General features: G+C 64.5%; 21 protein-coding genes, 1 tRNA gene, 1 other RNA gene and 1 pseudogene. 20 read left to right on the top strand and 4 right to left on the bottom strand.

Features of this window, described 5'->3' with window-relative positions:
• The first annotated feature begins 32 nt into the window (after positions 1-32).
• The 7 genes from sdhA to lolD all read left to right on the top strand — a co-directional run bounded on the left by sdhA (position 33) and on the right by lolD (position 5,588).
• A complete protein-coding gene (gene sdhA / locus AC1KVG_RS01740) occupies positions 33-1,823 on the top strand; it encodes a succinate dehydrogenase flavoprotein subunit (protein WP_023904093.1) in 1,791 nt (596 codons plus the stop codon).
• Between the two features lie 9 nt (positions 1,824-1,832).
• Positions 1,833-2,036, top strand: coding sequence for a hypothetical protein (locus AC1KVG_RS01735; protein ID WP_481093312.1), 204 nt, complete (start codon positions 1,833-1,835; stop codon positions 2,034-2,036).
• A gap of 16 nt (positions 2,037-2,052) precedes the next feature.
• Positions 2,053-2,835: a succinate dehydrogenase iron-sulfur subunit gene (locus tag AC1KVG_RS01730; protein WP_006449601.1), complete on the top strand. Its 783-nt coding sequence runs from the start codon at positions 2,053-2,055 to the stop codon at positions 2,833-2,835.
• A 109-nt stretch (positions 2,836-2,944) separates the two neighbouring features.
• Positions 2,945-3,193, top strand: a complete 249-nt coding sequence (locus AC1KVG_RS01725) for an FAD assembly factor SdhE (RefSeq protein WP_481093311.1) — start codon at positions 2,945-2,947, stop codon at positions 3,191-3,193.
• Positions 3,144-3,614, top strand: coding sequence for a hypothetical protein (locus tag AC1KVG_RS01720; RefSeq protein ID WP_481093310.1), 471 nt, complete (start codon positions 3,144-3,146; stop codon positions 3,612-3,614). The genes AC1KVG_RS01725 and AC1KVG_RS01720 overlap by 50 nt, the downstream gene beginning before the upstream one ends.
• Positions 3,615-3,619: 5 nt before the next feature.
• A complete protein-coding gene (locus AC1KVG_RS01715) occupies positions 3,620-4,861 on the top strand; it encodes a lipoprotein-releasing ABC transporter permease subunit (protein WP_115040090.1) in 1,242 nt (413 codons plus the stop codon).
• A gap of 43 nt (positions 4,862-4,904) precedes the next feature.
• Positions 4,905-5,588, top strand: a complete 684-nt coding sequence (lolD, locus tag AC1KVG_RS01710; RefSeq protein WP_095574784.1) for a lipoprotein-releasing ABC transporter ATP-binding protein LolD — start codon at positions 4,905-4,907, stop codon at positions 5,586-5,588.
• A gap of 221 nt (positions 5,589-5,809) precedes the next feature.
• On the opposite strand, the gene AC1KVG_RS01705 is transcribed toward lolD, so the two are convergent.
• Positions 5,810-6,874, bottom strand: a complete 1,065-nt coding sequence (locus AC1KVG_RS01705) for an SDR family oxidoreductase (RefSeq protein ID WP_481093309.1) — start codon at positions 6,872-6,874, stop codon at positions 5,810-5,812.
• 168 nt (positions 6,875-7,042) lie between these two features.
• Here AC1KVG_RS01705 and AC1KVG_RS01700 point away from each other — a divergent pair.
• From AC1KVG_RS01700 to AC1KVG_RS01645, 12 genes and pseudogenes are all read left to right on the top strand, one after another.
• Positions 7,043-9,610 (top strand): annotated as a pseudogene (locus tag AC1KVG_RS01700) (DNA internalization-related competence protein ComEC/Rec2); the annotation flags it as partial.
• Positions 9,504-10,166, top strand: coding sequence for a MotA/TolQ/ExbB proton channel family protein (locus AC1KVG_RS01695; RefSeq protein WP_023904085.1), 663 nt, complete (start codon positions 9,504-9,506; stop codon positions 10,164-10,166). The pseudogene AC1KVG_RS01700 and the gene AC1KVG_RS01695, both read left to right, overlap by 107 nt.
• Positions 10,167-10,169: 3 nt before the next feature.
• Positions 10,170-10,634, top strand: a complete 465-nt coding sequence (locus AC1KVG_RS01690) for an ExbD/TolR family protein (RefSeq protein WP_168957656.1) — start codon at positions 10,170-10,172, stop codon at positions 10,632-10,634.
• Complete coding sequence (gene msbA, locus AC1KVG_RS01685) at positions 10,631-12,400, top strand: lipid A export permease/ATP-binding protein MsbA (RefSeq protein WP_115040086.1); 1,770 nt, start codon at positions 10,631-10,633, stop codon at positions 12,398-12,400. The genes AC1KVG_RS01690 and msbA overlap by 4 nt, the downstream gene beginning before the upstream one ends.
• Complete coding sequence (gene lpxK / locus AC1KVG_RS01680; protein WP_481093308.1) at positions 12,397-13,434, top strand: tetraacyldisaccharide 4'-kinase; 1,038 nt, start codon at positions 12,397-12,399, stop codon at positions 13,432-13,434. Before msbA ends, lpxK begins: the two co-directional genes overlap by 4 nt.
• 324 nt (positions 13,435-13,758) lie before the next feature.
• Positions 13,759-14,538 carry a 3-deoxy-manno-octulosonate cytidylyltransferase gene (gene kdsB, locus AC1KVG_RS01675; protein ID WP_481093307.1) on the top strand — a complete coding sequence of 260 codons (780 nt, stop codon included), beginning with the start codon at positions 13,759-13,761 and terminating at the stop codon, positions 14,536-14,538.
• The gene (locus tag AC1KVG_RS01670; protein ID WP_481093306.1) at positions 14,535-14,999 is read left to right on the top strand and encodes a low molecular weight protein-tyrosine-phosphatase; all 465 of its coding nucleotides are present in this window, start codon (positions 14,535-14,537) and stop codon (positions 14,997-14,999) included. The genes kdsB and AC1KVG_RS01670 overlap by 4 nt, the downstream gene beginning before the upstream one ends.
• Before the next feature lie 23 nt (positions 15,000-15,022).
• A complete protein-coding gene (locus tag AC1KVG_RS01665; RefSeq protein ID WP_168957652.1) occupies positions 15,023-16,441 on the top strand; it encodes a hypothetical protein in 1,419 nt (472 codons plus the stop codon).
• Entirely contained in the window at positions 16,438-18,294 is a 1,857-nt protein-coding gene (gene uvrC / locus AC1KVG_RS01660; protein ID WP_023904079.1) for an excinuclease ABC subunit UvrC, read from the top strand. The genes AC1KVG_RS01665 and uvrC overlap by 4 nt, the downstream gene beginning before the upstream one ends.
• Complete coding sequence (gene pgsA / locus AC1KVG_RS01655; protein WP_023904078.1) at positions 18,294-18,926, top strand: CDP-diacylglycerol--glycerol-3-phosphate 3-phosphatidyltransferase; 633 nt, start codon at positions 18,294-18,296, stop codon at positions 18,924-18,926. Before uvrC ends, pgsA begins: the two co-directional genes overlap by 1 nt.
• A 36-nt stretch (positions 18,927-18,962) precedes the next feature.
• Positions 18,963-19,038: transfer RNA gene (locus tag AC1KVG_RS01650), tRNA-Gly, on the top strand.
• Between the two features lie 594 nt (positions 19,039-19,632).
• Positions 19,633-20,664: a sulfotransferase family protein gene (locus AC1KVG_RS01645; RefSeq protein ID WP_481093305.1), complete on the top strand. Its 1,032-nt coding sequence runs from the start codon at positions 19,633-19,635 to the stop codon at positions 20,662-20,664.
• A gap of 78 nt (positions 20,665-20,742) precedes the next feature.
• On the opposite strand, the gene AC1KVG_RS01640 is transcribed toward AC1KVG_RS01645, so the two are convergent.
• The gene (locus tag AC1KVG_RS01640) at positions 20,743-21,285 is read right to left on the bottom strand and encodes a GNAT family N-acetyltransferase (RefSeq protein ID WP_481093304.1); all 543 of its coding nucleotides are present in this window, start codon (positions 21,283-21,285) and stop codon (positions 20,743-20,745) included.
• Positions 21,286-21,406: 121 nt separating this feature from the next.
• On the opposite strand from AC1KVG_RS01640, the gene AC1KVG_RS01635 reads away from it, so the two are divergent.
• Complete coding sequence (locus AC1KVG_RS01635) at positions 21,407-22,552, top strand: alpha-hydroxy acid oxidase (protein WP_481093303.1); 1,146 nt, start codon at positions 21,407-21,409, stop codon at positions 22,550-22,552.
• Here AC1KVG_RS01635 and AC1KVG_RS01630 read toward each other — a convergent pair.
• Together AC1KVG_RS01630 and AC1KVG_RS01625 are read right to left on the bottom strand one after the other, a co-directional pair.
• Positions 22,547-22,622: non-coding RNA, sX9 sRNA (locus AC1KVG_RS01630), on the bottom strand. The genes AC1KVG_RS01635 and AC1KVG_RS01630 overlap by 6 nt on opposite strands.
• A gap of 84 nt (positions 22,623-22,706) precedes the next feature.
• On the bottom strand, positions 22,707-24,050 hold the full coding sequence (locus AC1KVG_RS01625; protein ID WP_481093302.1) for an aminotransferase-like domain-containing protein: 1,344 nt from the start codon (positions 24,048-24,050) through the stop codon (positions 22,707-22,709).
• Position 24,051: the final 1 nt, after the last annotated feature.

Genomic DNA, 24,051 nt, shown 5'->3' with positions numbered 1-24,051 from the left:
CATCGGGCACCCAGAACAGGAATCCAGATTAGATGTCCGCTTATAAGATTACAGAACACAAGTACGACATGGTCGTGGTGGGCGCCGGTGGCGCCGGCCTGCGCGCCACGTTCGGCCTGGCCCAGAAGGGCTTGCAGACGGTCTGCCTGACCAAGGTCTTCCCGACCCGGTCGCATACCGTGGCAGCGCAGGGCGGTATTTCCGCCGCGCTCGGCAACATGGGCGAAGACGATTGGCGCTACCACTTCTACGACACCATCAAAGGCTCCGATTGGCTGGGCGACCAGGACGCGATCGAGTACATGTGTCGCGAGGCGATTCCGGCCATCATCGAGCTTGAGCACTACGGCGTGCCGTTCTCGCGCACCGAAGAGGGCAAGATCTATCAGCGCCCGTTCGGTGGCATGACCACCAAGTACGGCGAAGGCCCGTCTGCCCAGCGCACCTGCGCGGCGGCCGACCGTACCGGTCACGCCATGTTGCACACGCTGTATCAGCAGTCGCTGGCGCATAACGCGCGTTTCATGATCGAGTACTTCGCGCTTGATTTGATCTTCGACGAAGAAGGCGTTTGCCGCGGCGTGCTTGCGCTGGACATGGCCGACGGCACCTTGCATCTGTTCCGCGCCCACGGCGTGGTACTGGCCACCGGCGGTTATGGCCGTGCCTACTTCAGCGCCACCTCCGCCCACACCTGTACCGGTGACGGCGGCGGCTTGGTGATGCGTGCCGGCCTGCCGGTGCAGGACATGGAGTTCGTGCAGTTCCATCCCACCGGCATTTACGGTGCGGGCTGCCTGATCACCGAGGGCGTGCGTGGCGAAGGCGGCATACTGCGCAACAGCAACGGCGAGCGCTTCATGGAGCGCTACGCACCGCATTACAAGGATCTGGCATCGCGCGACGTGGTCTCGCGCTCGATGACGGTGGAGATCCGCGAAGGCCGTGGCGTAGGCGAGCACAAGGATCACATCCTGCTCGACCTGACCCATCTCGGCCCGGAAGTCATCAACGAAAAACTGCCCGGTATTGCCGAAAGCGCGCACATCTTTGCCGGTGTGGACGTGACCAAGCAGCCGATCCCGGTGCTGCCGACCGTGCACTACAACATGGGCGGCATTCCGACCAATTTCTACGGCGAAGTCGTGCGCAAGCAGGGCGACGACCCGGATGCGGTGGTGCCGGGCCTGTACGCGATCGGCGAAGCCGCCTGCGTGTCGGTGCACGGTGCCAACCGGTTGGGTTCCAACTCGCTGCTGGATCTGGTGGTGTTCGGCCGTGCGGTGGCAAACCGCTGCGCCGAGACAGTCAAGCCCAACCAGCCGCACAAGACGTTGCCGTCGGATGCCTGCGACAAGGCGCTCGGCCTGCTGGACAAGTTGCGCTACGCCAACGGCTCCACGCCGACCTCGGTGATCCGCGACAACATGCAGCGCACCATGCAGTCCGATGCTGCGGTGTTCCGCACCAGCAAGACGCTGAAGGAAGGCGTGGACAAGATGGCCGAGATCTTCGCCACCTTCGAAGACGTCAAGGTGTCCGACCGCTCGCTGGTCTGGAACTCGGATCTGATCGAGACCTACGAGTTGAACAACCTGCTGCTCAATGCGGTGGCGACGATCAATTCGGCCGAGCAGCGCAAGGAAAGCCGTGGCGCGCATTCGCACGAAGACTTCCCGGACCGCGACGACGTCAACTGGCAGAAGCACACGCTGGTCACCGTCGACGACAAGGGCAAGTGCGAGTTCGAATATCGCCCGGTGCACATGTACACGCTGAGTCAGGACGTGGATGTCGTCCCGCCGAAGCCGCGCGTCTACTAATCGATGCGTATGCAACGCTCCCTCGCTGCATTGAAGCCTGTCGCCGGGTTGTCCTGGCGCAGCGGCAATCGCTTGCAGCGGTCGGGGCGTTTCATCACGCAGGGGCAGCGCCGGCACTACGCCGGTCGCTGCACCGCCGCTTCGGTGGCGGGATCCATCGTCTTTACCTTCATGCGCACGGTGCGGCTGTCGTTCGCACCGCGCATCGCCTGAGCCAACGAGAGCAGCTATGGCAGAGTTCACCCTCCCCAAGAATTCAAAGATCGGCAAGGGCAAGCATTACCCTGCACAGGGCGCCAAGAACACGCGCACCTTCAAGGTCTACCGCTGGGATCCGGATGGCGACGCCAACCCGCGTACCGACAGCTATGAGATCGATCTCGACAAGTGCGGCCCGATGGTGTTGGACGCGCTGATCAAGATCAAGAACGAGATCGACCCGACGCTGGCGTTCCGCCGTTCGTGCCGCGAAGGCATCTGCGGTTCGTGCGCGATGAACATCGACGGCACCAACACGCTGGCCTGCACCAAGGCGATCGATGCCTGCGGCAAGGCCGAAGTGCCGATCTATCCGCTGCCGCACATGAGCGTGATCAAGGATCTGGTGCCGGATCTGACGCATTTCTACGCGCAGTACGCGTCGATCAAGCCGTGGATCCGTACCCAGACGCCGCCGCCGCCGGATCGCGAGCGCCTGCAGTCGCCGGAAGATCGCCGCAAGCTCGATGGGTTGTATGAATGCATCCTGTGCGCCTGCTGCTCGACCAGCTGCCCAAGCTACTGGTGGAATGGCGAGCGTTATCTGGGCCCGGCGATCCTGCTGCAGGCGTACCGCTGGATCATCGATTCGCGCGATGAAGATACCGGCGCGCGTCTGGACGATCTGGAAGATCCGTTCAAGCTGTATCGCTGCCACACCATCATGAACTGCGCGCGGACCTGTCCGAAGGGGCTGAACCCGGCGCTGGCGATTGCCGAAATCAAGAAGTTGATGATGGCGCGCCGCGCCTGATCGCAAGGCAATGCCGCCCCGCCTTGGCGGGGAGGTGGTTCACAGCGGCACCGGCCCTTGGTCTGGTGCCGCTGTCGTTTTCGCCGTCGCGTTAGGCGAGGAGAGTGAGATGGACGAAGAAACCCTACTGAAAAAACTGCGCTGGCGCTGCCGGCGCGGTATGCGCGAGCTCGATCAATTGTTCGGGCGCTATCTGGATCAACGCTGGGCGCAGGCGTCCGAGTCCGAGCGCGCGGTTTTCCTACAGCTGCTGGATTGCGAAGACGATAAGTTGTGGCGCTGGTTCATGGGATACGAGGCCTGCCCCGATGCCGACAACGCCGCACTCATTACCGATATCCGCGCCTTGCCAGCTTGAATGGCGGCCCTCGCGCGGGTTGGTTTGCGCATTGAGCGTGTTGAACGCGCTGGCGCTGTGGGCGGTATGGCGTAGCGGGGTGCCCCTGTGGCTGGCAGCGGCGTTGTCTGCCTACGCGCTGTTGGCCGGTGGGCGAACGTTGCGCATGCTGTTGCGTTCGCCAGTGCGAGAAGTGATCGTGCCCTGGGGCGAAACGCCCGCCAGCGTTGACGGCGCGCAGGTACAAAGCCTTCAGGTCGCATGGCGCGGGCCGATCGCCGTGGTGTCGTGGACGCGTCTGGATGCACGCCGCGAGCGCCTGCATTTCTGGCCGGATACGCTGCCGGTAGCGCAACGACGTGAACTGCGTCTGGCCGCTCAGGCACACGCCATTTCGTCCGGGCCGCCGCAAGTGGCACCATGGCGTCCCTTTCCTGGTTGAACCGCATGTTCAAACCTATCCCGGTTGCCATCGGCTTGCGCTATCTGCGTGCCAAACGGCGCAATGGCTTCATCTCGTTTATCTCGATGGCATCGATCCTGGGCATTGCCCTGGGGGTGACGGTGCTGATCACCACGCTGGCGGTGATGAGCGGTTTCCAGAAGGAAATCCGCGATCGCCTGTTGCAGATGGCCGCGCATGCCACGGTCAGTGCGGACGGCGCACCGATGCGCGATTGGCAACACGCGGTCGAGGTCGCCACCGCTGACCCGCGTATCGCCGGTGCCGCGCCTTACATCGAAACCGAATCGTTGCTGCAGGGCCCGCGCAAGCAGCCGGCCATCGTGCGCGGCATCATTCCTGCCGAAGAAGGCAAGGTCTCGGTGCTGGCCAAGAAGATGCAGCAGGGCTCGGTGGATAGTCTGACCCCCGGCTCCTACAACATCGTCATCGGCAAGGAGCTGGCAATCTGGCTGGGTGTGGACGTGGGAGACAGCATCGTGGTGTTGCTCAGCGACACCCAGGCCACGCCGCTTGGCGCGATGCCGCGGCTCAAGCGCTTCACCGTCAGCGGTATTTTCGAGGCGGGCTACAACGAGATCGACCGCGGTCTGGCGGTGGTCAACATGCAGGACCTGGCCCGCGTACTGCGCATGGATGGGGTCACCGGCGTGCGGCTGCGGCTGCACGACATGGATCAGGCCTGGACGGTGGCGCGTGATCTTGCGATCAAGTTACATGGTCCGTACCGGGTCAGCGACTGGACCCAGGAGAACGCCAATCTCTACCACTCGTTGAAGATGGAAAAGACCGTGATGGGCATCCTGCTGTCGCTGATCGTGGCGATGGGCGCGTTCAATCTGGTGTCTTCGCAGGTGATGCTGGTGACCGACAAACAGGCCGATATCGCGATCCTGCGCACGTTGGGCCTGTCGCCTGCGGGCGTGATGCAGGTGTTCATGGTGCAGGGCTCGCTGATCGGCTTCATGGGCACGATCATGGGCGTGATCGGCGGCATCGTGCTGACGCTCAATCTCGAGCGCATCCTCGGTGTGATCGAGACGATTTTCAGCGTCAAGCTGTTGCCGGAGGACGTGTATTACATCACCGGTCTGCCGACCGATATGCAGACCCAGGACGTGGTGGTGATCACCGTGGTGGCGTTGGTGATGAGTTTTCTGGCGACCTTGTATCCGGCATGGCGCGCCTCGCGTACGCAGCCGGCGGAGGCGCTGCGTTATGAATGAGAACCGGGAATCGGCCGTGCAAAAGTCAGGTCAAGCAGAGGCGGTGATCCGCGCCGAGGGTCTGGCCAAGACCTACGCCGAAGGCAAGATGCGCACGCCGGTGTTCGATGGATTGGACCTGTCGGTGGCGACCGGCGAAACGGTGGCGATCGTCGGTGCGTCCGGCGCGGGCAAGAGCACGTTGTTGCATCTGCTCGGCGGGCTGGATATTCCGACCTCGGGCGAGGTGTATGTGGCCGGTCGGCGCATGTCGGCACTGTCCGATGGCGAGCGCGGCAAGCTGCGCAATCAGGCGTTGGGCTTCGTGTACCAGTTCCACCATCTGCTGCCGGAATTCACCGCGTTGGAAAACGTGATGATGCCGGTGCTGTTGTCCGGCAAAGAGGTGTCGGTGGCCAGGGCGCAGGCATTGCAGTTGCTGGAATCGGTCGGGCTGGGGCATCGCATCGAGCACAAGCCCAGCGAGTTGTCCGGCGGCGAGCGCCAGCGTGCTGCCGTGGCACGTGCGCTGGTGAACAAGCCGGGCTGCGTGCTCGGTGACGAGCCCACCGGCAATCTGGACGACAAGACGGCGGAGACCGTGTTCGAGCTGATGCTGGAACTCAATCGTGCCCAGCGCACCAGTCTGGTCTTGGTGACGCACGATCGCAGCCTGGCGCGTCGTCTGGATCGCGTGCTGGAGCTGCATCAGGGCAAGCTGCGCGAGTTGGCGCCGTCTGCGGTGTAAGCCACGCCCAGCCGTCGGAATCTCTGGCGGCTGGGCCGTGTTGAACTCCGGATTTCAGTTTGAAAATCCTGATTCCGGTTGCCGATGTATCGGCGCGATGCATTAGCCGGCTAGCGCAGCAACACGCTTGCTCACGATGTGGTGCTCGCAAGCGCTATCGAGTCAACCGTCGCTTCGACAACACGCGGTCGCCGCCACGAATGTGACGGCGACCTTGCGCATCAGGGAATGACGCGCTGCGCCCGCAGCCGCGTGAACAGCTCCAGGAACGAGGCGCGGCTGTCGTAGAAGTCCAGAAAGCCCAGCTCGCGGCTCTTGGTCATATCGTTGACGCACTCGATCTCGCGGTCCAGGTCGGCGTCGGTATGCCACCACGATGCCAGTCGGTTGACGTCGGCTTCCACCAAACCATGCTGCTTGGCGATCTCTGCCCACACGGCCGGCGCGGTCTCGCTCAAGCGTGCTTCTAGAGGTGCCGGCGTTTCGGGGCAGGGCAGAACTTCGAGTTCGAAGAAGTCGGCAATCTGGCCCCACATCCAGCGCCAGCGGAACACATCGCCGTTGACGGTGTTGAAGGCCTGATTGCGTGCGGCCGGGCTCAAGCCGGCCCAGGCCAGCTGCCGGCCAAGCAGGCCGGCGTCGGTGAGGTCGGTGAGGCTGTTCCACTGCGCTTGCGAGCCGGGGAACACGAACGGCTGACCGGTGTGCTTGCACAGCGACGCATACACCGCCAGCGTCACGCCCATGTTCATCGCATTGCTGCCGTTGGCCATGCCGATCATGGTGTGCGAGCGATGCACGCTCCAGCCGAAGCCATGCTGCTCAGCATTCGTGAACAGCAGGTCTTCCAGCGTGTAGTAGAAATTCTCGCCAGGCTGGCGCGGCTCGCTTTCGCGAAACGGCGTTTCGGCCTTGCCGCTGCCGTAGTTCTCGAACGCACCCAGATAGTGCTTGGTGCCGGTGACCAGCGCCATGTGCTGCAGCGGTGCATCGCTCAGCGCCTCGCACAGATGACGCATCATCGCGCCGTTGGCCTCGACGTTCTCACGCTCGGTATCGCGGCGTGTCCAGGTGCAGAAAAATACGTGGGTGATCGGCAAGCCACGTAGCGCGTTGGCGGTGCTCTCGGCATCCAGCAGATCGGCTGCCACCGGAATCACGCCGTCCTGGGCGAGCGGACGCCGCGCCAGGCCATAGACGGTCCAACCGTCGGCGACCAACACGTTGGCGAGGTTGTAACCAGAAATGCCGGTCACGCCGACAATCAATGCAATGCCTTTACGCATGGGGGGAGCTCCTCGAAGACAGCATTGAACATAGCGCTGCGGCCATGAAATCGAGGCGAATGCATGCCGGAGTGATGCGTGTGTCGCGTGCACAGCCGTCTTCCTACCCGCCAATGCGCCGATCGCCGCTGTGGTCCAGCTGTGCGATCAATTAGCTTGAATCGGTGGATGGACCACGGACGGGAGGCGACCGGCAGCATGGATGTGTCAGCACCAGTGCCGTCGGCGACGCGCGCAGGATCGGCGGTCGCCGCTGCAGCGGCGTTGCTGCTGGGCGTGGTGGTGTGCGCCTGGTCGCCTGCGGTGTTGCCGCGTGCGGTCTACGCGATCTTTGTGTGTGCAGGTGGGCTGGGTATCGGCTTGACCCTGTGGCTGCGGCCGCAGCGGATCTTGTTGTTGCTGGCAACGGCAACGGCAACGGCACTGTGCGGCTTCGGTCTGATGGGCTGGCAAGTCACCAGCACCTTGCAGGCGCAGCTGCTCCCGCAAGACGAAGCGCGCGAGCTGGCTGTGCGCGGCCAGATCGTAGGACTGCCGGTGGCCGAGCAACGACGCACGCGCTTTCAGCTGCGGGTGGATGACGACCACACACAACCAGCATCGCTACGCGGCAAGCTAGTGCAGTTGGCCTGGTACGACGACTTCGGTGCCGAACACATCGGTCCACGCGCAGCACTTCGCGCCGGTGCAGGTTGGCAATTGCGCCTCAAGCTGCGGGCGCCGCGTGGCTTGCGCAATCCTGGTGGGTTCGATGCCGAACGTCAGGCATTGGCGCAGCGCATTGCCGCGACCGGTTACGTGCGCGTCCCTGCTGCCGCAAGGCAAATCGCGCCACCGCGTGGCGTGGACGCCTGGCGCGAACGCATGTCGCAGCGGATTGCCGAGCACGTGCCCGGGCCTTCAGCGCCTTATCTGCGCGCACTTGCGCTAGGCGACACGCGCGGGCTGGACGATGCGGCCTGGGCGACGCTGCGTGCGACCGGGCTCAGCCATCTGATCGCAATCTCCGGATTCCATGTCGGATTGGTCGCCGCGTTCTTCGCGATGCTGGTTGCCGGACTCTGGCGAGTGTGGCCCGGTCTGGGAACGCGCCTTCCACGCCTCCACGCCGCGGCCATCGCGGCATTACTCGCCGCCGCTGCGTATGCAGTGCTGGCAGGATTGGCGCTGCCCACCGTGCGCACGGTGTTGATGATTGCCGTGGTCGCGCTGGCGCGGGTTGTGCGCCGCCGTGCCACGACCGCGCAGATCCTTGCGCTCGCCTTGTTGGCTGTCGTGCTGTGGGACCCGCTGAGCGTGCTGGTCGCCGGCTTCTGGCTCAGCTTCGCCGGTGTGGCCTGGTTGGTGTGGTGCCTGCCGTCCGACGATCGCGCCATCCTGCGTGGCTTTTTATCGGCGCAGACCGTCGCCACTGTGGGCCTGCTGCCGCTGACGGTCAGCCTGTTCGGGCAGGCGTCGTTGGTCGGGCCATTCGCGAATCTTGTTGCGATCCCATGGTGGACCTTCGTGGTGGTGCCGCTCGCCTTGCTGGGTACTGCGCTGGAAGCGCTCCATCCAGGCGCGGGCGTCTGGGCATGGCGATTGGCCGGCTGGTGTTTCGAGCTGACCTGGCCGGGCTTCGTCTGGCTCGGGCAGACCCCGATGGCGTTGTGGTGGGTGCCCGAATCCGATGCGATAGCGCTGGTGTTGGCCTTGCTCGGCGCGTTCTGGCTGTTGCTGCCGCGCGGTACGCCCGGCAAGTCATTGGCCGTGCTGTTGTGGTTGCCACTGCTATGGCCGGACCGCGAACTGCCTGCAGCCGGCGAGGCGGATGTGCAGGTGCTGGACGTGGGGCAGGGCCTGGCGGTGCTGGTGCGCACGCAACGGCATGCGCTGTTGTTCGATACCGGCCCTGCAGTGCGCGATGGCTTCGACGCCGGCGAGCGGGTGGTACTGCCGGCATTGCGTGCGCTCGGCCTGCGCCGCCTGGATGCCATCGTGCTCAGTCATGCCGATGCCGATCATGCCGGCGGCTATACAGCAGTGCGTGCGGGATTGCCGGTTGCCATCACCACTGCGCCGCCGGATGCACCGCTGGACGTCAGCACGCGCTGCCATGCCGGCCAACAGTGGGAATGGGACGGCGTACGCTTTCGCTTCCTGCATCCGAGTGCCGGTTTTCCGTATCTGCGCAATCAGTCCAGCTGCGTGCTGCGAGTGGAGACGCGGTATGCAAGCGCGCTGCTGCCGGGCGATATCGGCGAGATCGTCGAACGTCGATTGATGCATGGGCATCTGTCCGAGCTACGCGCCGATCTGGTGATCGTTCCGCACCATGGCAGCGCCGATGGCTCGCATGCCGGTTTCATTGCCGCGACCGGCGCGCGGCTGGCGCTGGTGTCCTCCGGGCACGGCAACCGCTTCGGCCACCCGCGTGCGGAGGTGGTGCAGCGCTGGCAGGGCAGTGGCGCCGAGCTGCTCGACACCGCGCAGGCCGGCGCGATCCGGGTCTGGCTGGGCGCCGACGGCCTGCAGGTCCGCGAGCGACGGCGCTGGCAGCCGCGGCTGTGGGATGCTGCAGAACGGCGGCGGTCGGCTGCTATCCTATCGGCCAGCGAATAGGCGGCCGCGTTGCCGGAGGAATCGAATTGTGTTGGAGCTGGTCAAGGCGGGCGGTTGGCCGATGGTGCCGTTGCTGTTGCTGGGCGTGATCGCCCTGGCGATCGTGCTGGAGCGTCTGTGGAGCCTGCGCCGCAACGAAGTGACTCCGCCAGGTCTGGGCGAAGAGGTCCGCAACTGGGCCGCGCGTGGCAAGCTGGATCCCGGCCATATCGAGTCGCTGCGTCGCAATTCGCCGCTGGGCGCCTTGCTCGCGGCCGCGCTGGACGTGCGTGGCCGCCCGCGCGAGTTGATCCGCGAACGTATCGAGGACACCGGCCGACATGTGGTGCACCGCATGGAGCGCTATCTGAATGCCTTGGGCACGATTGCCTCGGCTGGGCCGTTGCTGGGTCTGCTGGGGACCGTGGTCGGCATGATCCAGATGTTCATGGGCATCCTCGATCACGGTGTTGGCGATGTGAACCAACTGGCTGGCGGCATCGGCAAGGCGTTGGTGTGCACGGCCACCGGCATGATCATTGCGGTACCCGCATTGATGGCGCATCGCTTCTTCAAGGGCCGCATCGCCGGCTACATCATCGAGATGGAGCAGGAAGCCACGTTGTTGCTGGATACGATGGATGGACGTGCGATGCCGGTCGCTGCGGCGCCGGTTGCGGCGGGTACCAAGCCCGTCATGGCAAAGGGCTGACGGATGCGCATCGGCAGTGACCGAAGCCAGGACGAGCCGCATATCGACCTGGTGCCATTGATTGACGTCATTCTTGTCCTCATCATCTTCTTCGTGGTGACCACGACTTTCGACGCACGCTCCACGCTGCAATTGCAGCTGCCGACTGCCAGCGACCAACACACCAGTGCGCCGCCACGTGCGTTGAGCGTACTGGTCAATGCCGATGGGCATTACTTCATCAACGACCAGGAAGTGCTGCGTTCGGATGTCGATTCGCTCAAGCAGACCATCGCGCAGATCGCCGGCGATGATCGTGAGCAGACAGTGCTGATGCGCGCCGATGCGCGTACGCCGTACCAGGCTGTCGTCACCGCGCAGGATGCCCTGGGGCAACTCGGCTTTCGGCGCATCGCGATTGCGACTGCGCCCGAAACCGGCACTTCCGGTACTACCGGCACGACAAGCAAGCACGGAACCCGCCAGTGAACATCTCCAACGACCGCCCGGCGCCAGTATCGTCCTGGCGCACGTACCGTCGCCTGCTGGCCTTCGCCAAGCCGTACCGTCTGTTGCTGATCGCCGCGCTGATTGCCGCGCTGGTCGAAGCGGCGGGCACCACCGGCTTTCTGGCGTTGATGAAGCCGATCACCGACGAAACCTTCATCTACAAGAACGCCGAAGTCAGTCGCTGGCTGCCGGTGCAGATCATCCTGTTGTTTGTGGTGCGCGGCATTGCCGGTTACATCACCGATATGGCGATGGGCAAATCCGCACGCAGCATCGCGCGCGATCTGCGGGTCAAGGTGATGTCCAAGTATCTGCGCCTGCCGGGATCGCGGTTCGATTCCGAGCCGGTGCCGTCGATGCTGATCCGCCTGGGCTCGGACTCCGACCAAGTCGCGCAGGCGGCGGTGGATGCGGTCAAGGTGATGATCCAGCAGTCGTTGCAGGTGATCGGTGCGCTGGCGCTGATGCTGTGGCATAGCTGGCAGGTCACGCTGACCATCCTGGTGCTGGCACCGGTGCTGGCGTGGGTGATGGACAAGGTGGCGCGGCGGTATCGCCGCATCAGCCACAGCATCCAGGAGAGCGGCGCGCACCTGTTGCAGGCGGCCGATCAGACCTTGTCCAGCCATCAGGAGGTCAAGATCTACGGCGCGCAACAGACCGAAATGGAGCGCTACGGCGCGCTGGCCGACCGCAATCTGCGTCTGGCGATGAAGGTCGAATCCACGCGTGGCATTTCCACTGCCACAGTGCAGATGATCGGCGCGATCGGTTTGTCGGCGCTGTTGTTCGTGGCCGGTGCGCAGGCACTGGCGGGGCGGCTGACCGCAGGCGACTTCGTGGTGCTGATGACCTCGATGCTGACGATCATTCCTGGCCTCAAGCAGCTCACCAATGTGCAGAACATGGTGCAACGCGGCCTGGCGTCGGCCGAGCGCTTGTTCTCGGTGCTCGACAGCCCCGACGAGCCGGACCAAGGCGCCATCCCGCTCAAGCGTGCGAAGGGCTTGATCGAATTCCGCGATGTCACCGCGCGCTATCCGGGTCAGGTGAATCCGGCGCTGGCGGGGGTGAGTTTTGTTGCGCAGCCGGGCACGGTGACGGCGATTGTCGGGCGCTCGGGTAGCGGCAAATCCAGCCTAATCAAGCTGATTCCGCGCTTCTACGAGGCCGAGGCCGGGCAGATCCTGCTCGACGGTCATCCGGTGCAGGCGTACTCGTTGGCCGATCTGCGCCGGCAGATCGCGCTAGTCGGCCAACAGGTGATGTTGTTCGACGGCAGCATCGCCGACAACGTGGCCTATGGCGAAATGCGCAGCGCAGATGCGAGCCAGTTGGAGCGCGCGATTCTGGGTGCCAATGCGATGGAGTTCGTCGCGCAGTTGCCAGACGGTTTGCAATCGCACGTGGGCACCAAGGGCGGGCGTCTGTCCGGCGGGCAGCGCCAGCGCCTGGCGATCGCGCGCGCGATGCTCAAGGATGCGCCGATCCTGATTCTGGACGAAGCCACCGCCGCGCTGGACAACGAGTCCGAGCGGCTGGTGCAGGATGCCTTGCACAAGCTGATGCCGGACCGCACCACGCTGGTGATCGCGCACCGCCTGTCCACCATCGAACATGCCGACCAGGTACTGGTGATGGATCAGGGCCGCATCGTCGAGCGTGGTACGCACAGTGAATTGCTGGCGCAGGGCGGGCTGTATTCGCACCTGCACGGCATGCAGTTCCGCGAACGGCAGGCATGAGCAAGCGCGGCGCCCGCACGCCGGGCTATTGGTACGACAATGCGCCGATTCCGCTATCGGCGCGCATGCTTGCGCCGGTCTACGGTGCCGCCATCGCGCTGCGACGCGCGCTGTATCTCCGCGGCTGGCGCAAGCGCCACGGCGTGCCAGTGCCGGTGATCGTAGTGGGTAACGTCACTGCCGGCGGCACCGGCAAGACGCCGCTGACGATCGCCTTGGTGACCAAATTGCAGGAAGCCGGTTGGACGCCGGGTGTTGCCAGTCGTGGCTATGGCCGCGACGAATCGGGCACGGCGCGTTGGGTCGAAGCGGACACGCCTGTGGCGCTCGGCGGTGACGAGCCGGTATTGATCGCCTGGAAAACCGGCGCGCGGGTGCGCGTGGATAGCGATCGTCTGGCCGCGGCACGCGCACTCGTCGAAGCCGGATGCGACATCGTCGTCTGCGACGACGGGTTGCAGCATTACCGGCTTGCGCGCGATGTGGAAATCGAAGTGGTCGATGGTCAACGCCGCTACGGTAACGGGCGCCTGCTGCCGGCCGGACCTCTACGCGAACCTGCAGCGCGTGCGCGCGATTGCGATTTCCGTGTGGTCAATCTGGGGCAGGGCAGCGCTGCGGCGACACCGCAGACACCTGAAGACGCCGGTTTCGGCGAGTGGCAGATGCGCCTGAGCATCGACAGCGTGCAACCGATGGATGGCAAGCGTGTGCAGCCGTTGAGCATGCTTGCCGGGCAACGTGTGCACGCGGTGGCCGGGATCGCGCATCCGGAACGCTTCTTTGCGATGCTGCGCGCGCGCGGCATTGGCGTGGTGCCGCATGCCTTCCCAGATCATCACGTGTATCGCGCTGCGGATTTCAGTTTCGGCAGCCGCTTGCCGGTGCTGATGACCGAAAAGGACGCAGTGAAGTGCAGGCCGTTTGCCGACGAGTGGTTGTACAGCGTGCCGCTCAAGGCGGAGTTGCCGGCCGCGTTCTGGGTGAGTCTGCTGGATCGTCTGGACAAGTTGGCGAGTCGGCAGGGTGTGTGAGTGCGGTTTTTCTGGCAATGGTGATCTTGATTTGGCTGCAGGGTCCTTGCCCGCCCACCGTCGCGGGACACGCCGCAAGTACGTCCATGTAGGCTCTTACGCGGCATCCATGCCGCGTAAGGTCCCGCGACGGTGGGCGGGCAAGGGCCAGTCGAGAGTGTCGGTGTGCATGGTTGCGAGCAGTGCATGCAGCGGCGTCCGAGTGCTGATGTAGCGCATCGCTGCTCCAACTGAATACTGTTATTTCGCTCAATTACATAGATACAGCATGCGATTCGGTTATCTCGTTTCTCCAATTTTTCCTGCATCCCAGAGCGCGCACGCATGACCACCACAACGCCTGCAGATTTCGTCGTCGCCATTCCCGCGCGCTATGCCTCCACGCGGTTGCCGGGCAAGCCACTGCAATTGATCGGCGATCGCCCGATGATCCAGCATGTGGCCGAGCGCGCGCTGCTGGCAGGGGCGCGCGAGGTCTGGGTGGCCACCGACGATGCGCGGATTGCCGAGGCGATCGAAGGCCTGGCCGGCGTGCATGTGGCGATGACCGGCAGCGAGCACATGTCCGGGACCGACCGGCTTGCCGAATGCGCGCGGATCGCCGGCTGGGAGGCCGAGACCTGTGTGGTGAATCTGCAGGGTGACGAACCGTTCGCGCCCGCTGCCGGTATCCGCGCAGTCGCCGAGCTGCTGCTGCACTCCGGCGCCGAAATGGCCACGCTGGCCGCGCAGGTGGACAGCGCGCACGAGCTGTTCGATCCGAATGTGGTGAAGCTGGTGCGCACTGCGCGCGGCGATGCGCTGTACTTCAGCCGCGCGCCGATTCCCTGGCATCGCGACAGCTTCGCCAATCCGCGTGAGAGCTTGCCCCGTGAGGGCCAGTGGCTGCGCCATATCGGTATCTACGCGTACAGCGCCGGATTTCTGCAGCGTTTTGCGGCGATGCCGCCCGGTGTGTTGGAGCGCATCGAATCGCTGGAACAATTGCGCGTGATAGAAGCCGGCTACCGCATCGCGGTGGCGTTGACGCCGGAGCAGTTTCCGCCCGGCATCGATACGCCGGACGATCTGGCGCGTGCGCAGACGCGGGTGGCGTCGGCATGAAGGTACTGATCGTGTGTCTGGGCAACATCTGCCGCTCGCCGATGGGCGAGGGCGCCTTGCGTGCGCGGCTGGACGAAGCGCGGTTGTCGCGGCGTGTCGAGGTCGATTCGGCCGGCACCGGCGACTGGCATGCCGGCGAGCCACCCGACCCGCGCGCCATTCGCTGCGCACGCGGTCATGGCGTGGATATTTCCGGATTGCGCGCCCGTCAGGTGCGTGCAGCGGACTTCGAACACTTCGATTGGGTGCTGTGTGCCGACAACAGCAATCTGCGCGATCTGCAGCGGCTTGCCCCGGCGCCGCTGCGCGACAAGGTCGCACTCTGGCTGCCGTGGGCGGGCGTTGCAGAGCGCGACGAGATCCCCGACCCCTACACCGGCGGCATGGACGATTTCGAGCGTGCCTGGCAACTGGTCGACACCGCTGCAAGCCAGACCGTGGCCAGGCTCACCCGCAGCTAATCGGGCTTGGGCATAATTACCGGATGACTGCCCAGCTCACCCAGGAACTGCCGGAATTCCCTACCTGGCTCAACGCCAGGCCATCCACCTTGCAGGAGCATCGTGGACGCGCGCTGGTGCTGGCGTTCGTCAATGCCAGCTCGGTGTGGTGCGCCGAGCGCCTGGCCGAGCTGGCCCATTGGCAGGCGCGCAGCCCGGGGCGGTTGCAGGTGATCGTGGTGCAGGTGCCGCGTTTCGATAGCGAGCGCTTGCCGCAACGCTCGCTCAAGCAACTACGCGGGCATGGTGTGAGTGCGCCGATCCTGCTCGACAAGGACTGGGAAACCTGGCGCCGCTTCGGTATCGAATCCTGGCCCACGCTGGTGCTGCTCGACGCCTACGGCCGCGAGCGCCAGCGTCTGGTGGGCGTGACCGGCGATCTGGACAAGGCATTGGTGGCGCTGTGCGAAGGCCAGCAACCGCCGTCGGACATCGACCTGCATGGCGTGGCCGAACGCGAAGCCGAACCGCGCCTGGAACTGCAATTTCCGACCGGCCTGGCCGCCACCGAAGACCGCCTGTATATCGCCGACACCGGCCATCACCGCGTGCTCGAATGCACGCATGGCGGGCGCGTGCTGCGCCAGTTCGGCCATGGCAATGCCGATCTGATCGACGGTGGCGTCGGTGAAGCGGCGTTTCGACGTCCGCAAGGCCTGGCGCTGGAGCGCGACCAGCTCTATGTCGCCGACACCGGCAATCACGCCCTGCGCCGCATCAATCTGCGCAGCGGGCAGGTCGATACCTTGTGCGGCACCGGCCGCTCCGGCGAGCCGGTCGAAGGCCCGCTGGCGTCCTCCAGCGCATCTGCGCTGAATTATCCGCAAGGTCTGGCCATCGCCGACAACCAGGTGTTGATCGCCATGGCCGGCGACAACCGCATCTGGAGCTATCACCTGGGTAGCGCCGCATTGACCGCGCGCGCAGGCACCGGCTCGCTCGAAATCCGCGATGGCAGCGGCCATCTGGCCGCGTTCGCGCAACCGGCCGGATTGGCGGCGGTGCAACAGGTGGCCTACGTCTGCGACGGGTTGGGTTCGTCGATCCGCACCATGCAATTGCGCGGCGATCTGGTGCAGACCCTGGTCGGCGGGCAGGGCACCTGGCTGTTCGGCGACGAGGATGGCCCACGCGGCACCGCGCGCCTGCAGTTTCCGCAAGCGATTGCCTTGGCCGCCGATTCGCCGCTGCTGTGGATCGCAGACACCGGCAACGGTCGCCTGCGTTGCCTGCGTCTTGGAGGTGGCGAATTGACCACGGTCGAGCTGCCGCGCCGCCTGCATGGCCCGGCCGGGCTGGCGGTTGCCGCAGGTGCGGTCTGGATTGCCGAGACCGATGCCCATGCCGTCTTGCGTTACGACCTTGCAAGCGGCGAACTGAGCGATGTTTCGATAGCAGAATGAGCGCAAGGCCCCAAGCTGATTTCGATGGAAAGGCGTTTGCTGCCCAACTGAGCACCGCGCCCGGCGTCTACCGCATGTATGCGGGCGACGACACGCTGCTGTACGTGGGCAAGGCCGGCGCGCTGCGCAAGCGCGTGGGCAGCTATTTCAACGGCACGCCGAAGAACGCGCGGCTGACCTCGATGCTGTCGCAGGTGGCGCGCATGGACGTCACCGTGACCCGCAGCGAAGCCGAAGCGCTGCTGCTGGAAAACCAGCTGATCAAGTCGCTGTCGCCGCGCTACAACGTGTCGCTGCGCGACGACAAGAGTTACCCGTATGTGTTGCTGACGCGCGAAGACTGGCCGCGCATTGCGCTGCACCGCGGCCCGCGTGCGGTGCAGGGGCGCTATTTCGGCCCGTACACCGGCGTGACCGGCGTGCGCGAAACCTTGAGCCTGATGCACAAGCTGTTCAAGCTGCGCAGCTGCGAAGACAGCGTGTTCCGCAATCGCTCGCGGCCGTGTCTGCAATATCAGATCGGCCGCTGCAGCGCGCCGTGCGTGGACCTGGTCGCCGCGCCCGACTACGCAGAATCGGTACGCCGGGCCACGATGTTTCTCGAAGGCAAGAGCGACCAGCTTGGCGAAGAGATCATGCAGTCGATGCAGCAGGCCAGCGAAGCGCTGGAGTTCGAGCGCGCCGCGCGTCTGCGCGATCTGCTGTCCTCGCTGCGCAGCATGCAGAACCGCCAGTACGTGGACGGCCGCGCGGCCGACCTGGACGTGCTGGCCTGCGCCACGCAAGCCAGCCAGGCCTGTGTGCTGCTGTTGAGTTTTCGCGACGGCCGCAACCTGGGCACGCGTTCGTTCTTCCCCAAGACCAATGGCGAAGACAGCGCTGACGAAATCCTGGGTGCGTTCGTCTCGCAGTACTACGCCGAACATTCGCCGCCGCGCGAGATCCTGCTCGATCGCGAAATCCCCGATGCCGAGTTGATCGAAGCCGCGCTCAGCAGCGCCGCCGAGTACAAGGTGACGTTGAAATGGAACGTGCGCGGCGAGCGTGCCGGCTACCTGCTGCTGGCCACGCGCAACGCACAGCTGACCCTGGTCACCGAACTCACCAGCCAGAGCGCGCAACACGCACGCAGCGAAGCGCTGCGCGAAATGCTGGGGCTTGCCGAGCAGGTCAAGCGGGTGGAGTGCTTCGATATCAGTCACACCATGGGCGAGGCGACGGTGGCCTCGTGCGTGGTGTTTGATGCCAGCGGCCCGGTGCGCGGGCAATACCGGCGCTTCAATATTTCCGGGATCACGCCGGGCGACGACTACGCCGCGATGCGCCAGGCCATCGAGCGGCGCTTTCGGCGTGCAGTGGAAGAAAACGGTGTGCTGCCGGATGTGTTGCTGATCGACGGCGGCGCCGGCCAGCTGGCGCAGGCAAAGGGCGCGCTGGCCGATCTGGGCATCGAGAATGTGCTGCTGGTCGGCGTGGCCAAGGGCGAGGAGCGCAGGGCAGGGCACGAAGCGCTGGTCATGGCCGACGGCCGCGAGCTGCGCCCGGGTGCGGCATCGCCGGCGCTGCAGTTCATCCAGCAGGTGCGTGACGAAGCGCATCGCTTTGCGATTACCGGTCACCGCGGTCGCCGCCAGAAGGCGCGCATGACCAGCAAGCTGGAGGATATCCCCGGCATCGGCCCGCGCCGTCGCGCGAGCCTGCTCAAGCATTTCGGCGGTCTGGTCGGGCTCAAAGCCGCCGGCGAGGCCGAGATTGCACGCGTGGAAGGGGTCAATGCCGCACTCGCCGCGCGAATCTACGCTAACCTGCATGGGCTGGCGCTCCCCGATGCGGCAGGCGAGTCGAGTCCGTAATGAAGTTGACCATCCCCACGTGGCTGACACTGCTGAGGATCTTGATGATCCCGGTGTTGGTCGTGGTGTTCTACCTGCCGTACACGTGGACCAATTTCGCGTCTGCCGGCGTGTTCGGGCTGGCTGCCATCACCGACTGGCTGGATGGCTGGGTCGCACGGCGGTATCACCAGTATTCCGCCTTCGGCGCGTTTCTGGATCCGGTGGCCGACAAGCTGATGGTCGCGGTGGCGTTGTTCCTGATCGTACAGGGCCACCCGACACCGTGGATGGCATTCTGGGCGGCGGTGATTGTGGGCCGCGAAATCGCCGTCTCTGCGCTGCGCGAGTGGATGGCCGAGATCGGCCAGCGTGCCAAGGTGCGCGTGGCGGCGATCGGCAAGATCAAGACCACCGCACAGATGGTCGCGCTGCTGTGCCTGCTCTATTCGGTCACGCCGGGGCAGATGCCCACCCACGAAATCTGGTTCGGCAATCTGATCTTCCGCGCCGGTTACTGGACGCTGGCGATCGCCGCGCTGCTGACATTGTGGTCTGGTTTTCAGTACCTGCAGGCCGCATGGCCGAGCCTGCGCGCCGACGAAAAAGCCGCAATCAGCAGCAAGCCAAAAAAAGTCGAAGGCAATGGTTGACAGCCCTGCTGTTCGCTGTAGAATCTCGCCTCCCAAGCGGGAATAGCTCAGTTGGTAGAGCGCAACCTTGCCAAGGTTGAGGTCGCGAGTTCGAGTCTCGTTTCCCGCTCCAGGTCTTGATGTTCGGACTTCTGCTGAAGTCCATCGGGGTTCGATAACACAGTGGGTTTTGCCTGTGGAGCATCTAGCCAAGTCTGCTGAAATCCATTCCAAACCACGTATTTCTATGAAATGGATCTGCGTGCCCAGAGCCTGAAGCTTGGCCGCCAGAGCACGCTGTTACAGATCGCAGCATCGACACACTGCATGCCTTGCGACGCATTTGCAGTACGCCAGGGCCGTTACCCGATACTTCTCAGTAAAGTTGCGGGGATTATGGTTCTCAGTGGCGCCCACACTCGCAACGGTAAACCCGTTCGGACAGTGCCTGCGGATAACGCTCTCGCAGGGAGGAGCGGTCGTGTCGTCGAAGGTGTTGCAGGCTCATTGCAGCTAGCGAGATAACTGCCGTCATCGTAGCTTTTGAACCGTTTCAGTGGTTTTCAGCGGCCTTGTTGTCACACACAGGTCGCACGCGTTGCCTAGCATTTCGGTAACCGAGCGCGACTGGCTTCGGTTTGTGCTGGTGCGTGCCGATGCTTGTTTGGCAGGGCATGCATCGGTGCATTTGCCCATCGCGGTACCTGCCTGTGGGGACCACCGACCCATGAACGAAGCCGACCTGAGCGAGTTGCTTTCGACCTTGTCCAGTCTGCCGGACGAACTGCAGCGCGTGCGAGCAGCAGCGCCTGCGCTGGCGCCGCAATTGGATGGGGTGGACGCATTGCTGGAGCGCAGCCTGGTGCAGACACGGGCTGCGTTGGTGCAGGAAGGGACGTCGCCTGCGTTGGCTTACGATCTGATGGCGGATCTGCACAAGACCAGTCGTCTGCCGGATAACCCGTTCGGGGATCGTGCGCATTTCATCATCGGCAATCGCCGCTCCGGCACCACGTTGCTGGCGTATCTGGTCAATGCCAGCGAGACGATCTGCAGCCTGCCGGAAAACATGTTGTGCGGGGAGCTGGCCAAGTGCGACAGCTTGTTGCGGCTCGGCAGCATGGTGCTGCCGCATCTGGGCTTGCCGCAGAGCGGGTTGTACCCGCGCTTGGGACGCATGATCGATGAGTTGCATTGCGAGTACGCGCAGCGCTTCGGGCGGCAGCGCTGGATCGCCAAGGAGTTGTTTTCGTCCAGCCGGCTCGATGTGATCGATGCGATGTTCGATTTTCGCGGCAAGTTTCTGTTTCTGCATCGTCATGGGTTGGATGTGGCGCTGTCTTGCTTTCAGCGCTTCGTGCGCCGCGATGGTTTGCCGGGCAATCCGCGTTCCGGCTTGTATCTGATGCAGTATCTCGACGAGTGGGTCGCCACCAACGAAGCGGCGCTGGATTTTGCCGAACGTGCGGGCGATCGCTGCTTGCAACTGGGTTATGACCAACTTTCGCGTACGCCGGAGGTGGTCGGGGCGCGCGTGTTCGAATTTCTTGGGGAACCATGGTCTGAGCAGGTGCTGCCGCGCATGGCGCAACAACGCATCCGGCCGTTTATGGGCGACAACCTGACCGCGCAGCGCGGGCTTGCGATCGATGCTGGCGCGCGTGTACCGAGTTGGCATGCGTGGCCGCCGGAGCTGTTGCGTAGCCTGGGGCGGCGGGCGAATCCGATGCTGGAACGCTTGGGTTACGCGCCGCTCTAGATGCCGTGGAGTTACCTGCAAAGGCGATCAGCAACAGGTTGCACAAGGTAGTTGATGCACGATGTGCACCAGTTCGTCTCAGGTATTGGTGGCGATGCCGTCTGGTGCATTGATCGCGATGCCTGCCTGACGTAGCCGCGCCATGCTGTAAGCGCTGACGAAACCGCCATCGCGCATGGCGTAGTCGCGCAGTTCGCCTTCCACTTCGAAGCCATGACGCTGGTACAGCGCCACTGCTGCGGTGTTGTCCGCATAAACGGTGAGTTCGAGCCGGTGCAGTTGCATCCAGCGGTCGGCGACGTCGAGCAACGCGCTCAGCAGGCGCGTGCCGACACCACGGCCATGCCAGTCCGGCCGGACCGCCAGCGCGATGCCGCCGACGTGCGCGCGACGTACCCGTGCCTGGCTGCCCAGGCTGCCGACACCGACGACCTGCGCGCCGTGCAACGCAACCAGTGCCAGCTGCCGCTCGTCTTCGTGCAGCAATTGCCGGCGCCATTGCGCGACCCCGCGATACGGCAGCTCCAGCAGCTGTCGCGCCACCTCGGGAGCGTTGTAGAGCCCGCACACGCCGTCGGCATGCTGCTCGCATGCACGTTCGATCTGGATGTCGTGCTGCATCGATGCGGACTCGTTGGCACTGAGGAAGGCAGATGCTCGCGCAGACAGATGATGCTGCGATGACTAGGACGCAAAATGCGACACACGCAGAACTGTCACAGGCCGACGCTAGCCTGTGCGGATGAGTGCGATTGCATGTGTCGACGATGTGCAGGCTTTGGCGCAACGCCGCCTGCCGCGCATGCTTTACGACTACGTTGCGGCGGGCAGCTGGAGCCAGACCACGCGGCAGGCTAATCGCGACGACCTCGACGCGTTGCGGCTGCGTCAGCGCGTTGCCATCGATGTGGCCCGGCGCAGTACCGCGAGTACGTTGTTGGGAATGCCGGTGGCGATGCCACTTGCGTTGGCGCCGACCGGCTTGGCCGGCCTGTTGTATCCGGATGGCGAGGTGCTGGCCGCACGCGCGGCCGAGGCATTCGGGGTGCCGTTTGTGCTGTCGACGATGAGTATCTGTTCGCTGGAACAGGTCTGCGCCAGCGTGCAGACGCCATGCTGGTTTCAGCTCTATCTGATGCGCGACCGCGGATTCTCCGCCGCGTTGATCGCGCGCGCGCAAGCGGCCGGCTGCGGCGCGTTGATGCTGACGCTGGATGTGCCGTTCATGGGGCAGCGGCATGCCGATCTGCGCAATGGGTTGAGCGTGCCGCCGCGTTTGAGCCTGGCGACGCTGCGCGATTTCGCGACGCATCCGCGTTGGTGTCTGCGCATGCTCGGCAGCCGTCAGCATGGCTTCGGCAATCTTGCCGGGCAGATGGATGGCCAGGGTGATCTGGCGTCGCTGGCAGCATGGACCGCCAGTCAGTTCGATGCCGCGCTGACCTGGGACGATGTGGCCTGGGTGCGGGCGCGCTGGCGTGGCCCGCTGATCGTCAAGGGCATCCTGGATGTGGACGATGCGCGGCAGGCCGTCGCTGCAGGCGCGGACGCGCTGGTGGTGAGCAATCACGGCGGGCGCCAACTCGATGGGGCGGCGTCCAGCATCCGCATGTTGCCGGCGATCGTGGCTGCGGTCGGTGGCGATGTCGAAATTCATCTGGATAGCGGCATCCGCTGCGGCCAGGACGTGCTCAAGGCGCTGGCGCTTGGCGCGCGCGGCGCTTACATCGGGCGTGCCTGGCTGTATGGGCTGGCCGCATCGGGCAAGGCCGGTGTGACCGAGGTACTGCGGCTGATCCAGCGCGAGCTGGAGCTGAGTATGGGGTTGTGCGGCAGGCCGCAGATTGCGGATATCGACGCCAGCGTGCTGCTTCCTCAGAGCGGCTAACAAGCGTAGCAAGCAACTGTCAGGTGGGGCGTGGATGGCGCGGAGGAAGCGGAGTGTACGAGTGGTACATGCCGAGTCCAAGGACTGGCCGCGCCCGCCTGACGGTGAGCGCAGTCGTGTTGTTAGCCGCTCTTGGCCCTGAGTTGCTGCTGCGTCATGCGCAGCGTGCGCCGATTGCCATTGCAGTCACTGCGCCCGCATCCAGACGCGTGCGGACAAACGCGGCGAACTGCGCGATGCCTTGCGCGATGTCCTGGCTTGCGACGTTGCTGTAGGCCAACCGCAGTTGCATGCTGCAACCGCCATCAATGGCGAAGAACGATAGCGGCATCACCAGTACGCCGTACTGCCGCGCGCAGATTTCCGCTTCTTCGGCAGCGAATGCGAACGGCAGTGTCACCACCAGAAAGAAGCCGCCTGCTGGCGTATTCCAGCGGACTTGCGGCGCGAACTGCCCGAGTTCTTGTTGCAGATAGTGGAGCATGCGATCGCGGTTGTGCCGATACAGCGCACGCGATGCGGCAATCAGGCCCTCAAGGCTGCCGCCGTGTTCGAGCAGCACGCCGCCGACGATGGCCTGGCCGATCTGGCTGGTGTTCAAACTGTAGAAACTCTTGCGACGTAGTAACCGCTCTTTCAATGCAGTTGCAGCGTCTGCATCGCCGAACAGCTGCGTCGGCAGTACCGCAAAGCCCACCCGCAATGCCGGGCACAGCGTCTTTGAATAAGTGCCCAGATAGATCACGCAGCCGTGCCGGTCCAGTGCCGCCATCGGTGCGACGCGCTCGGCCTCGAAGCCGAACATGCCGTACGGGTTGTCTTCCAGGATCACGATGCCGTGGTCGGCACACACCTGCAGGATGGCTTCGCGCGCATCACGTGCGAGCTGCGTGCCGGTGGGGTTGTCGAAATCCGGCACCAGATAGAGCACGCGTGCGCGCTTGCCGGCTGCGTGCAGTTGCAGCAGCGTGTTCTGCAAGGCGCTGGCATCGGCGTGCGCGTCGCTGTATTCGTGTTGATTGAAGGCGACGATCTCGATGCCGTGCGTGTCGGCCACACCGGTGATGCCGATGTAGCTGGGATTGCGCGCCAGAATCACATCGCCGGGGGCCTGGCACAGTTCAGTGACGCACAACAACAAGGCCTCCTGGCAACCGGCGGTGACGATGATGTGCTCGGGCGTGGCTAGGAGCTGTTCGTCATGCCGCAGCTGTGCGGCGATCAGTTCGTCGAGGATGCCTTGGGTGCACCCGTACTGGGCAATGAGCTCCAGTGCGCGGTGCGGTGCAAGGCCGTAGCGCTGGGCAAAATAGCTGGCAAAGCGCGGCAGCGTGTGCAGCCAGGCCTGCAGGTCGAAGCCGCTATCGCTGGGGCGGCCGGAGGCGAACGAGATCGCCTGCGGATAGCGCGCGGAGACCTCGTTGAGGAAGTTCATTACCTCCAGGCGATCGCTAGTGGTTGCGGTGGTGTTGAGCGGTGGCAGCTGCATTGCAGACATG

Source organism: Xanthomonas sp. NCPPB 3959, from assembly GCF_056675575.1.
The sequence above is the reverse complement of the archived record's forward strand: the minus strand, read 5'-3'. Positions and strand labels throughout refer to the sequence as shown.

Bases quoted from the DNA above. Each gene is read 5' to 3' on its own strand.
- sdhA (WP_023904093.1), top strand. From the start codon at position 33: ATGTCCGCTTATAAGATTACAGAACACAAGTACGACATGGTCGTGGTG.
- AC1KVG_RS01735 (WP_481093312.1), top strand. From the start codon at position 1,833: ATGCAACGCTCCCTCGCTGCATTGAAGCCTGTCGCCGGGTTGTCCTGG.
- AC1KVG_RS01730 (WP_006449601.1), top strand. From the start codon at position 2,053: ATGGCAGAGTTCACCCTCCCCAAGAATTCAAAGATCGGCAAGGGCAAG.
- AC1KVG_RS01725 (WP_481093311.1), top strand. From the start codon at position 2,945: ATGGACGAAGAAACCCTACTGAAAAAACTGCGCTGGCGCTGCCGGCGC.
- AC1KVG_RS01720 (WP_481093310.1), top strand. From the start codon at position 3,144: ATGCCGACAACGCCGCACTCATTACCGATATCCGCGCCTTGCCAGCTT.
- AC1KVG_RS01715 (WP_115040090.1), top strand. From the start codon at position 3,620: ATGTTCAAACCTATCCCGGTTGCCATCGGCTTGCGCTATCTGCGTGCC.
- AC1KVG_RS01705 (WP_481093309.1), bottom strand. From the start codon at position 6,874: ATGCGTAAAGGCATTGCATTGATTGTCGGCGTGACCGGCATTTCTGGT.
- AC1KVG_RS01690 (WP_168957656.1), top strand. From the start codon at position 10,170: ATGCGCATCGGCAGTGACCGAAGCCAGGACGAGCCGCATATCGACCTG.
- lpxK (WP_481093308.1), top strand. From the start codon at position 12,397: ATGAGCAAGCGCGGCGCCCGCACGCCGGGCTATTGGTACGACAATGCG.
- kdsB (WP_481093307.1), top strand. From the start codon at position 13,759: ATGACCACCACAACGCCTGCAGATTTCGTCGTCGCCATTCCCGCGCGC.
- AC1KVG_RS01670 (WP_481093306.1), top strand. From the start codon at position 14,535: ATGAAGGTACTGATCGTGTGTCTGGGCAACATCTGCCGCTCGCCGATG.
- AC1KVG_RS01665 (WP_168957652.1), top strand. From the start codon at position 15,023: ATGACTGCCCAGCTCACCCAGGAACTGCCGGAATTCCCTACCTGGCTC.
- uvrC (WP_023904079.1), top strand. From the start codon at position 16,438: ATGAGCGCAAGGCCCCAAGCTGATTTCGATGGAAAGGCGTTTGCTGCC.
- pgsA (WP_023904078.1), top strand. From the start codon at position 18,294: ATGAAGTTGACCATCCCCACGTGGCTGACACTGCTGAGGATCTTGATG.
- AC1KVG_RS01645 (WP_481093305.1), top strand. From the start codon at position 19,633: ATGAACGAAGCCGACCTGAGCGAGTTGCTTTCGACCTTGTCCAGTCTG.
- AC1KVG_RS01640 (WP_481093304.1), bottom strand. From the start codon at position 21,285: ATGCAGCACGACATCCAGATCGAACGTGCATGCGAGCAGCATGCCGAC.
- AC1KVG_RS01635 (WP_481093303.1), top strand. From the start codon at position 21,407: ATGAGTGCGATTGCATGTGTCGACGATGTGCAGGCTTTGGCGCAACGC.
- AC1KVG_RS01625 (WP_481093302.1), bottom strand. From the start codon at position 24,050: ATGTCTGCAATGCAGCTGCCACCGCTCAACACCACCGCAACCACTAGC.